Source organism: Priestia sp. 53B2 (assembly GCF_056099005.1).
The window spans coordinates 505,856-519,639 of sequence record NZ_JBLZXA010000027.1; the positions used below are offsets into that span (position 1 = coordinate 505,856).

Annotated in this window: 16 protein-coding genes and 1 riboswitch; of the genes, 10 read left to right on the forward strand and 6 right to left on the reverse strand. The window is 38.5% G+C overall.

Going from position 1 to position 13,784, the window contains the following annotated elements; all coding sequences use genetic code 11:
- The first annotated feature begins 35 nt into the window (after positions 1–35).
- From ACN6NE_RS23080 to ACN6NE_RS23095, 4 genes are all read left to right on the forward strand, one after another.
- Entirely contained in the window at positions 36–365 is a 330-nt protein-coding gene (locus ACN6NE_RS23080; RefSeq protein WP_013057038.1) for a PadR family transcriptional regulator, read from the forward strand.
- An 18-nt stretch (positions 366–383) separates the two neighbouring features.
- Positions 384–1,103: a pentapeptide repeat-containing protein gene (locus tag ACN6NE_RS23085; RefSeq protein WP_474327447.1), complete on the forward strand. Its 720-nt coding sequence runs from the start codon at positions 384–386 to the stop codon at positions 1,101–1,103.
- Positions 1,104–1,282: 179 nt separating this feature from the next.
- Positions 1,283–1,969 (forward strand): O-methyltransferase, encoded by a 687-nt coding sequence (locus ACN6NE_RS23090; protein ID WP_129709184.1) that lies wholly within the window; start codon positions 1,283–1,285, stop codon positions 1,967–1,969.
- A gap of 163 nt (positions 1,970–2,132) precedes the next feature.
- Entirely contained in the window at positions 2,133–2,390 is a 258-nt protein-coding gene (locus tag ACN6NE_RS23095) for a hypothetical protein (protein ID WP_129709188.1), read from the forward strand.
- Here ACN6NE_RS23095 and ACN6NE_RS23100 read toward each other — a convergent pair.
- From ACN6NE_RS23100 to ACN6NE_RS23125, 6 genes are all read right to left on the reverse strand, one after another.
- Positions 2,341–3,252 (reverse strand): LysR family transcriptional regulator, encoded by a 912-nt coding sequence (locus ACN6NE_RS23100; RefSeq protein ID WP_474327450.1) that lies wholly within the window; start codon positions 3,250–3,252, stop codon positions 2,341–2,343. The genes ACN6NE_RS23095 and ACN6NE_RS23100 overlap by 50 nt on opposite strands.
- Before the next feature lie 136 nt (positions 3,253–3,388).
- Positions 3,389–3,574: a hypothetical protein gene (locus tag ACN6NE_RS23105; RefSeq protein ID WP_129709194.1), complete on the reverse strand. Its 186-nt coding sequence runs from the start codon at positions 3,572–3,574 to the stop codon at positions 3,389–3,391.
- A gap of 157 nt (positions 3,575–3,731) precedes the next feature.
- The gene (locus ACN6NE_RS23110) at positions 3,732–3,866 is read right to left on the reverse strand and encodes a hypothetical protein (protein WP_013057043.1); all 135 of its coding nucleotides are present in this window, start codon (positions 3,864–3,866) and stop codon (positions 3,732–3,734) included.
- Positions 3,867–4,004: 138 nt separating this feature from the next.
- Positions 4,005–5,267, reverse strand: coding sequence for a dicarboxylate/amino acid:cation symporter (locus tag ACN6NE_RS23115; RefSeq protein ID WP_474327453.1), 1,263 nt, complete (start codon positions 5,265–5,267; stop codon positions 4,005–4,007).
- Between the two features lie 52 nt (positions 5,268–5,319).
- Complete coding sequence (gene lysA / locus ACN6NE_RS23120) at positions 5,320–6,648, reverse strand: diaminopimelate decarboxylase (RefSeq protein WP_129709199.1); 1,329 nt, start codon at positions 6,646–6,648, stop codon at positions 5,320–5,322.
- Between the two features lie 145 nt (positions 6,649–6,793).
- Positions 6,794–6,976, reverse strand: a riboswitch (Lysine riboswitch).
- Positions 6,977–7,042: 66 nt separating this feature from the next.
- On the reverse strand, positions 7,043–7,555 hold the full coding sequence (locus tag ACN6NE_RS23125; protein WP_129709202.1) for a CBO0543 family protein: 513 nt from the start codon (positions 7,553–7,555) through the stop codon (positions 7,043–7,045).
- Positions 7,556–7,890: 335 nt separating this feature from the next.
- On the opposite strand from ACN6NE_RS23125, the gene ACN6NE_RS23130 reads away from it, so the two are divergent.
- The 6 genes from ACN6NE_RS23130 (at position 7,891) to ACN6NE_RS23155 (ending at position 13,780) form a co-directional block, all read left to right on the forward strand.
- Complete coding sequence (locus ACN6NE_RS23130) at positions 7,891–9,009, forward strand: NAD(P)/FAD-dependent oxidoreductase (RefSeq protein ID WP_129709205.1); 1,119 nt, start codon at positions 7,891–7,893, stop codon at positions 9,007–9,009.
- Positions 9,010–9,082: 73 nt separating this feature from the next.
- Positions 9,083–9,397 (forward strand): YckD family protein, encoded by a 315-nt coding sequence (locus ACN6NE_RS23135; protein ID WP_013057048.1) that lies wholly within the window; start codon positions 9,083–9,085, stop codon positions 9,395–9,397.
- A 161-nt stretch (positions 9,398–9,558) separates the two neighbouring features.
- On the forward strand, positions 9,559–11,283 hold the full coding sequence (locus ACN6NE_RS23140) for a PAS domain-containing sensor histidine kinase (RefSeq protein WP_474327455.1): 1,725 nt from the start codon (positions 9,559–9,561) through the stop codon (positions 11,281–11,283).
- An 86-nt stretch (positions 11,284–11,369) separates the two neighbouring features.
- The gene (locus ACN6NE_RS23145) at positions 11,370–11,633 is read left to right on the forward strand and encodes a DUF1292 domain-containing protein (RefSeq protein WP_013057050.1); all 264 of its coding nucleotides are present in this window, start codon (positions 11,370–11,372) and stop codon (positions 11,631–11,633) included.
- Positions 11,634–11,784: 151 nt separating this feature from the next.
- Positions 11,785–13,029, forward strand: a complete 1,245-nt coding sequence (locus ACN6NE_RS23150) for an acyl-CoA dehydrogenase (RefSeq protein WP_474327458.1) — start codon at positions 11,785–11,787, stop codon at positions 13,027–13,029.
- Complete coding sequence (locus ACN6NE_RS23155) at positions 13,007–13,780, forward strand: SDR family oxidoreductase (protein WP_474327460.1); 774 nt, start codon at positions 13,007–13,009, stop codon at positions 13,778–13,780. The genes ACN6NE_RS23150 and ACN6NE_RS23155 overlap by 23 nt, the downstream gene beginning before the upstream one ends.
- The last annotated feature ends 4 nt before the right edge of the window (positions 13,781–13,784 follow it).

Here is a 13,784-nt window from a genome sequence, read left to right on the forward strand (position 1 = left end):
AATATGATTTAAATTATACATAAAGAGGTGATACTTTGGTATATGCAAAAATGTCTTCAGATTTACTTCGGGGACATACAGATACAATGATTTTGAAATTACTTCTCAGCGGCGATAAGTATGGTTATGAAATTAGTAAGCTTATTTATACCTACTCTAAAGAGCAGTATGAATTAAAAGAAGCCACAATGTATTCAAGCTTGAAACGCCTGGAAAAAGACGGTCATATTCTTTCTTACTGGGGAGATGCTGTACAAGGCGGTCGCAGAAAATACTATAAAATTACAGAACAAGGAAAAAGTGTATATAAACAAAACAAAGAAAACTGGGAGCAAGCGAAAAAAATTATTGATTTATTGTTGTAAGAAAGGATGATGTTATAAATGAACGAAAAATTAAAAAATCATGTGCACAACATTTTGGCTCCTTATCAGGATGTAAAAAATGTTCAAGATCTAGAAGAAGAACTATCACAGAACTTGCAGGAAAAATTTACAGATTACAAAAAAGAGGGGCATAATGAAGAACAGGCTTATTATATGACAATCAATTCTATCGGTGATATCACAGAACTGATTCAATCAATGAATGTAGAAACAAAGGAATTAAAGCAAACCGCCCCTATGGATTTTTCAAAGACCGAGCTTACAAAATCTGATTTTCGTTCTGTATCGGTGTATAAAGGGAAATTTAATGCAAGTAATTTGAATGAATCTGATTTTAGCTACGCAGATCTTACAGACAGCATGTTTAAAAGCAGCAATTTAACGAAAGCAATATTTCATCACGTTAATTTGACAGGCGTACAATTTAAATGGGCAAATTTTAAACAGGCCAGTTTTAAAGGCTGTATCTATGACAACACGTACTTTAAGCAATGTAATTTAACAGACATTATATTTGACGAAGAAACATTTAACGGAACAATCTTTGAAGGAACATCATTAAAAAAAGCCTCGTTTCGCAACGCAACTTTGCTAAATGTACAGTTTCGAGGATCAGATTTAAAGAAATCCGATTTTGAAGGTGCAAAAATGGATAAATTGACATATAACTTTTTAAAAAGTGCCAAGATAGATCTTAGTAAAGTTACGGTTATTTAAAGATAAAAAAGACCTCTCTGAAGGTCTTTTTTTATGGATATATAACAATTCTTTTTAAGAGCGAGCAGGATAGTTTATTAGAGAGCTAGAACACATTCATAATACGAACAATTACGGCACCAAGCTGAATATGAGAAGAACATATTCGTATCTTTGAAATAATACAGCTTTTATCACTTATGTGGAGGAGTATGGAAATGTCTATATATGAAATTTGGAATGAAGTGGATCTTTATATGAATGATAAGCTTATACAACCTGACCCTATTCTTGATGAGGTATTGAAGGCAAATCAAGAGGCTGAATTACCTGCCATCGACGTATCGCCTAGTCAAGGAAAGTTTCTGCATTTGTTAGCTTCATTAAAAGGAGCTAAACGCATTTTGGAAATTGGTACTCTTGGAGGGTACAGCACGATTTGGCTAGCCAGAGCTCTTCCGAAAGACGGACAGCTAATTACGCTCGAATTAAGCGCTCAGCATGCAGAAGTAGCAAGAGCTAATTTAAAAAGAGCGGGAGTAAGCCACTTAGTAGAAGTCATTGTCGGCCCCGGGCTTGATACATTAGCTGTATTAAAGGATAAGGGAACAGAGCCGTTTGATCTTATCTTTATTGATGCTGATAAGCCGAATAACCCAAATTACTTAAAGTGGGCTCTAGAATTATCGAAAAGAGGAAGTCTGATTATTTGTGATAATGTTGTTCGTCAAGGCCATGTGGTGAACTCAGAAAGTGAAGATGAAAATGTAAAGGGAATTCGCCAATTTATGAATGCTCTGGCTCAAGAAAAACGAATCAGCGCTACGGCTATACAAACCGTTGGAAGCAAAGGCTATGATGGATTCATTGTAGGGATTGTTGAATGATAGAACTCGTGTTACATATAAAGAGGCTGGGACAAAAGTAATTTTGTTGAAGGAAAATCCGAACGATGAATTCAAATTCTTGATGGAGAATCTCGATTCATTGTTCGGATTTTTTCATGGTGATAGTAAACGTAGATTTCATGCATGTATTTGCTTTTAGCTGTTGATTGGAGGGCAAGGCGAAGACTCCTGCGGGAAAAGCGGAAGGGGTGAGACCCCGCAGGAGCGCATGCGACGAGGAGGCTCAGCGGCCGCCCGCGGAAAGCGAAGTCTTGCACAGAAATCAACAGCGGTGTCACAAGCTGTTCAGATCATGTATCCGATCTGTTCGTCTTTAGAGTGGATTGATGTCGTTATCTTCCAGCCTCTATTTAATTTGCGTCCAACTTATTTGTCATTTGTTTTTCGGTTAAAAAACTAATCAGCTCTCTTACAGCAAATGAACTGTAGCGTTCTTTTAACAGAATAATTCCAAGTTCCCACATCATTTCAGGATCTGCAATAGGTACGGTAGTAATATTGGGATCTTTCACTTTGGCATAAAGCGATTCGGGTAAAATAGCAATACCTAGTTCTGCCGCTGTTAATTCAATAATTAAATCCCATTGAGAACTTTTATACGTGATAGAAGGCACAAAGCCTGATTTTAAAGCATCTTGAATTAACCGGTCGTGCAGCGTAAATTCTTCACTGAACATAATGAATTTTTCATGCTCCAATTCTTTCATCCAGACGGAAGAACGTTTCGCTAAAGGATGGTTTTTATGCGCGTATAAAAGGAATCTCTCCTTAACGAACGGGTATACGTGAAAATTTTTATCATGACCGCTTGTGAGAGGAAGCATAACAATTCCCATATCTACACCAGCCTCTTCCACAAGTGCTTCAATTTTTTTTGCTCCAAATTCAATAAGCTCTAGAGATACTTTAGGGTATTGTTCATTAAATGCTTTTGCAATCTTCGGGAAAAACAAGGTCCCGATGAGCGGAGGGACTCCCATCTTGATTTGCCCTGTTTGCAAGTTCATTAAATCTCCCAACAAGTGAGGCATGTCTTTTAACACCGACAGAGCTTTAGTTGCCTGATGATACACGACTTCTCCTGCATCGGTTAGCTTTAATTCTCTTGTTGAACGATCAAGAAGCTCAAATCCTAGTTCATTTTCTACTTTTTTGACGGCTTTACTTAAAGCCGTTTGTGACAAATGAACTTGCAGCGCTGCCTTTGTAAAATTTTTATGATTCGCTACCTCTATAAAGTATTCTAAGTCTCTGATTTCCATGTGAAACTCCATTTCTGCAAACTGCTTATCCTTTTTCTTTACTCTTTATTTTAACCACTAAATTATTTACTGTAAATGCGCTGATTAAAAAGGTGGAGGATATATCCAATGAATAAAAACAGGGAAAGGAAATGAACTAAAGTTTCTGTCGAAATTGATTTATAAAACGAATAATTTTTTTATAGAGAAACATAGATTTTGCTACTAGCTGATGAGGGATATAAAGATTTTTGCATGTACGTTCGGGCAAAAATGCAAAACTTATCAAAATAACTGAAAGTCCAAAGGCTGCGGCTGTAATCTCTAGCCAAGAAAATATCATATTATTCCTCCTTTTACAAATCTATTAATAGAATATGTAAAAGTTTGTAAGGAGGTTGTGCGATAGACCTATAACGAGCGGCGTAATAAAGCTCCCTCTAAAAATAAAATTACGTCCAAGAACGCAGGGCCTGTGCCAAACGTTCTTGGACGTAATTTTATTTGCGCTCTTCAGCTTGATGCTCTTGTTTGTTTTGCTCAGTGAGACGTTTTTGATGAGCTTTTGTTTCTGCGCTTACGTGATTCGCATCATTCGGTTGATTCTTCTTTGAACCTCCTGCAGCGTTACTCATTAGACGACACCTCCAGTCCGGTTATGAAACATACCTATAGAATGTGCGTATTTACAGATTTTATACACTGCTATCGATATTACTGCACACGAAAAAAGCAAAGGTAGAGTCACTAAGACTGTTCCCTTTGCTTTTTTACTAAGCAACTTTATCGGTGGTGATAATTTTGTTAATCCAGTCTTTTCCTTCTGTAAACCTTGTAACAAGCATCGCTGTTACTGTATTTCCCGTACTGTTTAAAAGCGTAGCTGGGGCGTCAATAATTGTGGAAATGACCGCAATAATGGGCAGAACTTCTGGTGAAAATCCATAAATTGTAATAATTAACATTTCACCAATCATACCGCCTCCAGGGATTGCTCCCATTACGGCTCCAACTAAAAAGGCTACGCCTAAAATGCTCAAAATACTCGTAGCAGACGTCATATCTTTGCCAAACAAACTGAATAAGAAAACAATCTTTAGAATACCACCGATAACAGAACCATCTTTATGCGTGTTTGCTCCTAATGGAATCACCGTTTCAGCAATATCCAGCGGCACACCCATTTTCTTTGTTGCATCTAAATTGACCGGAATAGATGCAGCAGAAGAACAGGTAGCAATAGCGGTGATAGAAGGAGCAGCTGCATTTTTCCAAAACAGCTTAATTCCTGCTTTACCGCCAGCAATCCATGCATATAGCGTAAAGAAACCGAAATAGTAAACGATTGCAATTAATAAATAAAGAATAAATGCTCTAGCGTACCCTTGTAAGATCTTTGGTCCAAGTTCTCCTACTACAGTAGCAAAATAGCATCCTAAACCAATTGGAGCATAGTACATCACAATTTTAACAACCTTCATCGATACTTCTTGACCCGAAGTCAGAAATTTCGCCATAGGCTGTCCTTTTTCACCGGCCATTGTGGTAGCAATACCGAAAATAACGGCAAAGACAATTAATTGTAAAATATGCTCTTTCGAAAATAACTGAACAAAATCAGGTACAGTAAATGTGCTAACAAGCTGATTTAAAAGCGTCATTTTTTCAGCTGTATTTTCACTGTCACTCATCAATTCTTTAATGGCAGAAGTATCTACATTATGTAGCGGGTTGTAAAGTGATGCGCCTAAAAAGCCTAAAACGGCTGAAACAGCAGCAGTGGCGACAAACACAACGGCAATTCCTAGCATAATTTTACCAAGACGTTTCATTTCGTTCATGTTTGCAATCGCCGAAGCCACACTAAAAAAGACAAGGGGAACGATAATCATGAACATCAAATTAAGAAACAAATCACCAAAAGGCTTCACGACTGCCACATCGGGTCCAATAGCATATCCTGCTATCCCGCCAATTAAAATAGCGAGAAGCAGAATAAGCGATGATCTGTACGTTTTAAATACACTTAAAACCATAGCTAGATTTCCTCCAAACACCAATAGCTTCTTTACTACGCAAGAACAGCTATTATTTGCTCATTGCATACGTAGTAACGACTGGCTTTACATCTTTACGCACCAAATCTTCGTATGTTTCTCGCTCTACAGCAAGACGAGCTTCTCCATTTTTTACAAATACAACAGCAGGGCGCGGAATACGGTTGTAATTGCTAGCCATTGAATAGTTGTAGGCACCTGTAGAGGACACTGCTAATAAATCTCCTTGATTAACGCGCGGTAAATCAATATCCCAAATAAGCATATCTCCTGATTCACAGCATTTACCCGCAATTGATACTGTTTCATCTTTTTTATCCGTCACTCTATTAGCCAAGACAGCTTCATGTTTTGCATCGTAAAGAGCAGGACGGATATTATCGGTCATACCGCCGTCAATTCCTACGTATTTTCGTACACCTGGAATCTCCTTCGTTGATCCAATTGTATAAAGCGTTGTACCTGCTTCTCCTACGATGCTTCTTCCAGGCTCAACCCAGACTTCTGGAAGGGTATAATTCTGTTCAGTTAACGTGCGGCTTAGCTTTTCTGTCAGTGCATCTACATAATACTCAACTGGAAGAGGAGAGTCGCTTTCGGTATAACGAATACCAAAACCACCACCTACGTTCAAAACTTTTACTTCAAATTCCATTTTATCACGAATGCTGAATAAGAAATCAGTTAAAATATCAATGGCACGAGAAAAACCATCTACTTCAAAAATTTGCGAACCAATATGACAATGAATGCCTAAAAGATCGTAGTAAGGCTTTTCTAACGCAGAACTTACTGCTTTCATGGCTTGGTCATTGGAAAGACCAAATCCAAACTTGGAGTCTTCCTGTCCGGTCATAATATACTCATGTGTATGGGCTTCAATCCCTGGAGTAACACGCAGAAGAATAGATGCTTTCTGTTTGCGCTCAGCTGCTAAGGCATGCAAAACTTCAAGTTCGGTAAAGTTATCAACAACAAAACAGCCAATATTCGCATCAAGCGCCATTTCCATTTCTTCAATCGTTTTATTATTTCCGTGAAAATGAATGCGTTCAGCTGGATATCCAGCTTCAAGCGCTGTAAATAATTCGCCTCCTGAGACCACATCTAGTGACATATCAAGCTTCGTTAAAAGGCTAGCCATTTCCATACAAAGAAATGCTTTCCCTGCATAGGCGATTTGATATGAAAATCCGCTTCTTCGAAAGGCTGAATGGAAGGCCTTGCATTTCGTTTCAATTAATTCTTGATCGTAGATGTATAGGGGAGTGCCGTATTGTTTTTTCAGTTCGACCGTATCGCACTGCCCAATTTCTAAATGATTGCTGCTGTTAATTTTACTCGTTCCATGTAAGTACATAATCCGTATCCCTCCATTTAAATCATTCAACTATAACTTTGAACTTTGATGGTCAGTAGAAAAACACAAAAAAGACCCATGAAGTGATGTTCACGCGTCTTGGTTTCATAATAATAAAGTATTATTACATTCTAGGCATCAACATCTCTTCAATAGCTCTCCACAAACCAAATGGTTTGTGACAGCTCAGCATTTATTCAATACTGAACCAGTATATGAACACAATGGATGTTTATATACTTCGGCACGAAATCCCTTTTACTTATCTTCACAGACTCCATTAGTCTCCAATAAGTGACTCTTGATTTCATGCACCTCTATTCTCAGAGAGGAAAATTATATTTAAATGTAATTCCTATTATATTTCCTTTTCCTCCGTCTAGTCAATGAAAAGTTAAGGCATAGGAATATCAAAAAAAATAAATAAGAAAGCTATGAAGCTTCCAGATAGAATCCAAGCAGCCAGTGCTGTCTTCTGATGAATGACTAAAAGTGAGAACGTGACAATATTGAAGAGAAAAGAACACAGCAGCGACCATCCATAATGATGAGTGATACTGTGATTAACATAAGCAATGAACTCAATCACAGTAAATAAAAGCGCCCACAAAAGAATCCACCACAGCCGGCCGTTTACATGCAGCGGCAGCCTTCCTAAAAAAACCGGTATAACAAACGGATAAATAATTAAGGTTATTCCAAGGGAAACCATTAGGTGATCGGGTAGAAAAAGATGATCAATACCAACAGGGTGAAATACCCATACGCGGTGATGAAACAGCAGCACTTCATAAAGCAAATTCCCCGTGACCCAAAACAGCAAAGTAGGATAGTATTCTTGATACCTTCGCCACTTGCCAAATAGTAAACCAAGAATGATAAAAAATAATACAAATGAAGATTGCATACGCTCTCCTTAAAATAATGGTTACTTCTTTTTATTTACATATTATAGTGGTTTTATTCTTTCATTTTTTTATTCAGAAACCATAATAAAAAAGCGGTAAGCGCAGCGTTAAATATGCGCGATCACTATTTGTGGTTTGCTTCATCTCACTATAATCTCCGTAAAAGAACTTATTGCGCTTTTGTTTACAATGAAAGGAGCTATATGTCAAAGTCAGCAAGACTCAAAAATAAGCTCAAAATAGCTTCGCCTAGTATGTGACTTCTTTTTTTGCTATGCTAAAATTGCGTACATATAGCATGAGAATACTAGAAGAAAGAAAAGGGTGTTTTGGTATGAAAACATACATCGTAGTTGGAGCTGGGATACTTGGAGCTTCTACAGCATATCATTTAGCAAAAGCAGGAGCAGATGTGACATTGATAGATCGCAAGGATGCTGGTCAAGCTACTGATGCAGCAGCAGGGATTGTTTGTCCATGGCTTTCGCAGCGTCGAAATAAAGCATGGTACCGCTTAGCAAAAGGCGGCGCCAAGTACTATCAAACATTAATTCAGCAATTAGAAGAAGATGGAGAAACGGATACGGGATATAAGCGAGTAGGAGCAATTAGCTTACATACTGAGGAACAAAAGCTTGCAAAAATGGAAGAAAGAGCATATAAGCGTCGGGAAGAAGCTCCTGAAATAGGCGAGATTACACGTTTATCCGCTAAAGAAACACAGGCTTTGTTTCCGGTTCTTTCGGAAGAATACAGTTCAGTTCATATTAGTGGAGCCGCTCGCGTTAACGGGAGAGCTCTTCGAAACGCACTTGTGAATGCAGCGAAGAAAAACGGTGCAAAAATAATAGAAGGAAACGCAGAACTACTTTATGAAAATAATCAAGTAACGGGCGTTGCCGTAAATGGACAAACCCTTCTAGCAAGTACAACAATCGTAACAGCAGGAGCGTGGGCAAATCAATTACTAGAGCCTCTTGGAGTGAAATTTTTAGCAAGCTTTCAAAAAGCGCAAATTGTCCACTTGCATCTCCCTGATTTAGATACAAAAGACTGGCCCGTTGTGATGCCTCCAAGCGACCAATATATTCTTTCATTCGAACAAGGTCAAATTGTCATTGGAGCAACACATGAAAACGACACGGGTTATGACTTGAGAGTAACTGCTGGGGGGCTTCATGAGATTTTTTCAAAGGCCTTATCAATTGCTCCCGGCTTAACAGAAAGCACAGTCTTAGAAACAAGGGTAGGGTTTCGACCATTTACTCCAGGCTTCTTGCCAGTCATTGGGGCTCTTCCGGCTTACGAAGGAATACTCGTAGCGAATGGTCTCGGAGCTTCAGGTTTAACGTCGGGTCCTTACCTTGGTTCAGAGCTTGCTAAATTAGCACTTGAAATGGAAATGGAAATTGATCTTAGCGACTATGATGTAAGAGGAGCTATCGAGTCTTAAGCAAACAGAATGAATGAAAACAAATAGAAGTTCGCAAACTATAACTACTATATGATGAAAGGAAGTAGATTGTTTGCGAAAGATTATGATAAGTGCAGCAGCAGCTTTTTTATTTATGAGCGCGACGCCTGTATTAGCAGAAAACAATCCTCAGCCAGAAACAAAAGACGTGCAGCTGACGTCTCAGCAAAAGCAGGAACTGTCCGTGCTGTACAAAGAAATGCTCGCAAAAAAGAAAGAAATACTTTCAAAATATGTGGAGTACGGCGTGCTAAGCAAAACGGAGAGTCAAAACATTTCTTCACATATGGAAAATCGCTATCAACATATGGAGAAAAATGGTTTTGTGCCGAAGCGACACTGTCATAAAATGCATCATTCAAAGTAATTCATATTCACATAAAAAAGCGCCTTTACAGGCGTTTTTTTTATGTGAATGAATGGAAAATATCCGCTTCTTTATCTAGTAAATTCTAAAATCCTCATGTAAAATTAAGAGAATGAGAACGAGTAGGAAAGATGCTAGTGAGGGGTAGGTAAATATGAACGATGAACGAAAATAAAAAAATAGTCCGATTACATGCAGAAAATCATTCAGCTGAGGCGCTAGGAATCATATTTGCTTACAAACAACAAGATGACCATCTTGTTTACAGTATGTATAAAGGTGAAAGCGTTCATGAGCAAAAAATACCTCTAGAAGAATGGGTCTCGTATGAGCATTTTTTCGAAGCACTAAATAAAAAGAAAAAGCTTATGTACGAGCTTCAAATAAATGATAAACGCTATGTAGTAAACTTAACCCCTTTATCTTACACAGAAAAGCCTGAAATTATGGGACATTGCGTGAATATAACTAGTTATCAGGAGAAAAAAGAACAGATTCAGCCTTTTATTTATCATAACGCAGATGCTGTTGCTGTCGTTGACTTAGAAGGTAAAACGCTTCAAGTGAACCCTGCGTTTGAGAATACATTTGGCTGGACGTTTGAAGAAATTTATCAAAAACCTCTTCCGATTATACCTTCGTTTTTAAAGGAGCCAGTGTGCGAACTTCATAAGACCATTCAATCAGGTGAATCGAAAACGGAATTTGAGACGGTCAGACAGCATAAAGACGGTCATTTAATTAATGTAAGCGTCACACTATTCCGCGTTGAAAATATGAATGATTGGCCGCTATGCATTGCTTTTGTCTATCGAGATATAACATCACGCAAGCAGGCTGAAACGGCTTTAAAAGAAAGCGAAGAACGCTACCGAAGCTTGATTGAGTTATCGCCGGAAGCGATTATCGTTCATAGTGAAGGGAAAATTGATTACATCAACCCTGCAGGAGCCAAAGCGCTAGGATACAAAAGTCCTCAAGACGTATTAGGAGCTTGTGTTTATCAGTTTGTTCACCCTGATTACTATGATGTGGTAAAACAGCGAATTTATCGAATGAAAAAAGAAAATAAATCTGTAGACCTACAGGAAGAAAAGTTTATTCATAAAGACGGTCATACGATTGACGCCGAAACCATTGCCTTTCCTATTCCCTATATGGGAAAGCAGGCCATTCAAGTTTTGTTTCGTGATATTACAGAACGTAAAAAAACTGAAAAATTGCTGCGTGAATCCGCTCAGCTTTCTTTAGTCGGACAGTTAGCGGCTGGTATAGCTCACGAAATTCGAAACCCTCTGACGGCGGTAAAAGGATTTATGCAGTTATTAAAAGAAACGAGCGGTCAGCCTTACTATGTAGAAATGATAAATCATGAGTTAGATAGAATTGAATTAATTACCGATGAGTTCTTGAGTCTTGCAAAGCCTCAGGCGAAAACCTACAAAGACAAACATGTCCAAGATATTTTAGAGAATACTTTAAAGCTAGCTGAGGTGCAGGGGATTACAGAGAAAATTCACGTAAAAAAAGAAATTGACCTTCATCTTCCTCTCGTATTATGCGAAGAAAATCAGTTGAAACAGGTGTTTAGCAATATATTTAAAAATGCAGTCGAATCTATGCCAAGTGGAGGAACCGTAACGATTCAACTAAAAAGATTTAATCAGGAGAACCTTGTTGTCCGGTTTAGCGACGAGGGGTCAGGCATCACGCAGGAAAGAATGCAGCATTTAGGAAAACCTTTTTATAGTACCAAAGAGAAAGGAACGGGGCTTGGACTGATGGTGTGTTATAAGATCATTCGAGAACATAGAGGAGAAATTAACTTTGTAAGTGAACTTGGAAAAGGCACTACCGTAGACATTCTTTTGCCTTTTAAAAAGTAGATTTTACTTTTATAAGCATGAAACCTTTTCTAAAGGGGAATACATGTTAGTGAACGAATAATGAGGTTAAAATAGGAGGGAATAAGATGGAACGCATTGAAACGGGAGAGATTTTTACAATTTTAGATGAAAATGATCAAGAGCAAGATATTGAAGTGCTTGGAAAAATGACGATTGAAGGGCACGATTATATTGCTGTTGCGTTTGTGGAAGAAGTTTTAATTGAAACAGAAGAAGAAATTGATGTTTTCTTTTTGAAAATTGAAGATGATGGTGAATGGTCTTCAATTGAAGATGACGATGAGTTTGAAAAGGTATCAGCCGTATTTGAGGAAATGACATCCGCGTAAAAAGAGAGGTTAAAACCTCTCTTTTTTTATTTTTAAATAATATAATATTTAGAATTTTTCTAAAAATATCTTGCTGAATTATTTCCCTTCATTTATGATGAATATGTAACATACCAACCGGTTAGTAAGTAAATGAAAGCGAGGGACTACCGTGTATTTTTCTTACTCTGACAAAGTAGTGAAGCTGCAAAAAGAATTGACCTCTTTTATGGAAGAGCATATTTACCCAAATGAACGGCTATACGAACAACAGCTGAATGAACAGCCATCTAGATGGTCAGCTGTTCCTCCGATCATGGAAGAGTTAAAAGAAAAAGCAAAGCAAGCTGGATTATGGAACTTATTTTTGCCAAAAAGCGAATACGGAGCGGGTCTAACAAATGTCGAATATGCCCCCCTTTGCGAAATTATGGGCCGTTCTATGATTGGACCAGAAGCTTTTAACTGCGGAGCTCCGGACACCGGCAATATGGAAGTACTGGTTCGATACGGAACGCCCGAACAAAAAGAAAAATGGCTAAAGCCGCTGTTAAATGGAGACATTCGCTCCTGCTTTTCTATGACAGAACCAGATGTAGGTTCTTCTGATGCCACAAACATTCAGTGCAGTATTGTAAGAGAAGGCGATGAATATGTAATCAACGGAAGAAAATGGTGGTCTTCAGGTGCGGGAGATCCGCGCTGCAAAATTGCCATTGTTATGGGAAAAAGCGATTTTACCGCATCTAAATATGAACAACAGTCTATGATTCTAGTTCCATTAAATACTCCAGGAGTTAAAATTGAACGAATGCTGCCAGTCTTTGGATACGATCACGCTCCTCATGGACATGCTGAAATTCATTATGACAATGTGCATGTGCCAGCGTCCAATATGCTTTTAGGCGAAGGAAAAGGGTTTGCTATTGCTCAAGGCAGATTAGGGCCTGGACGTATTCATCACTGCATGCGTCTAATAGGAGCAGCTGAAAGAGCTCTTGGAGAATTATGTAAGCGTGTTCAAAGTCGTTCTACGTTTAATAAGTTGCTTTCCCAGCAAGGGGTTATTCAAGAATGGGTGGCAGAATCGCGTATTGAAATTGAGCAAGCTCGCTTATTAACATTAAAAGCTGCTTATATGATGGACACAGTTGGAAATAAAAAAGCGCGGAAAGAAATTGCTATGATTAAAGTAATGGCTCCTGCTATGGCTTTAAAAGTCATTGATCGCGCTATTCAAGCATTTGGAGCAGCAGGTGTTTCAGAAGACACGCCGCTTGCGGCACTTTGGGCAAATGCCCGCACTCTGCGCCTCGCTGATGGTCCAGATGAAGTGCACAAAGCACAGCTTGCAAGGCTTGAATTAAAATCCTATCAAGAAAAGGAGGCAACATATGCACATAAAGGATTTGTTTGATTTAACTGGGAAAACAGCTATTATTACCGGCGGAGGCAGAGGATTAGGAGAACAAATGACAGAAGGGCTTGCAGAGGCAGGTGCAAATATTGTTCTATGTTCGAGAAAAAAAGAAGCATGTCAGCAAGTGGCCGATCGATTGGCCAACATGGGCGTAAAAACCCTCGCTTTAGCATGCGACATCAGTCAGCCTGAAGATATTAAAAATGTCGTGCATCAAACGATTGAAACATTTGAACGTATTGATATTTTAATTAATAACAGCGGAGCTACGTGGGGCGCTCCGGTTGAAGAAATGCCTCTTGAAGCATGGCAAAAAGTGATGAATATTAATGTTACAGGAACGTTTTTAATGTCCCAAGAAGCTGGAAAAGAAATGATTAAACAAAAAGCTGGCAAGATTATTAACATTGCTTCAATTGCCGGTCTTGGAGGAACAGATCCTCAGTACATGGATACAATCGGATACAACACGAGTAAAGGAGCGGTCATTACGTTTACGAAAGATTTAGCTGTCAAATGGGGACAGCATAATATTCAAGTTAATGCGATTGCGCCGGGATTTTTCCCTACTAAAATGTCAGGTGCGATTATGGAACAAGGCAAAGATTATTTTCTAAGTCAAACCCCTTTAAAACGCTTTGGCTCCGAAGCTGATTTAAAAGGAGCGGCTGTTTTTCTTGCTTCTGCGGCGTCTAATTATATTACGGGAGATATTCTGACAGTAGACGGTGGAGTTCATGCTATGTGAATAA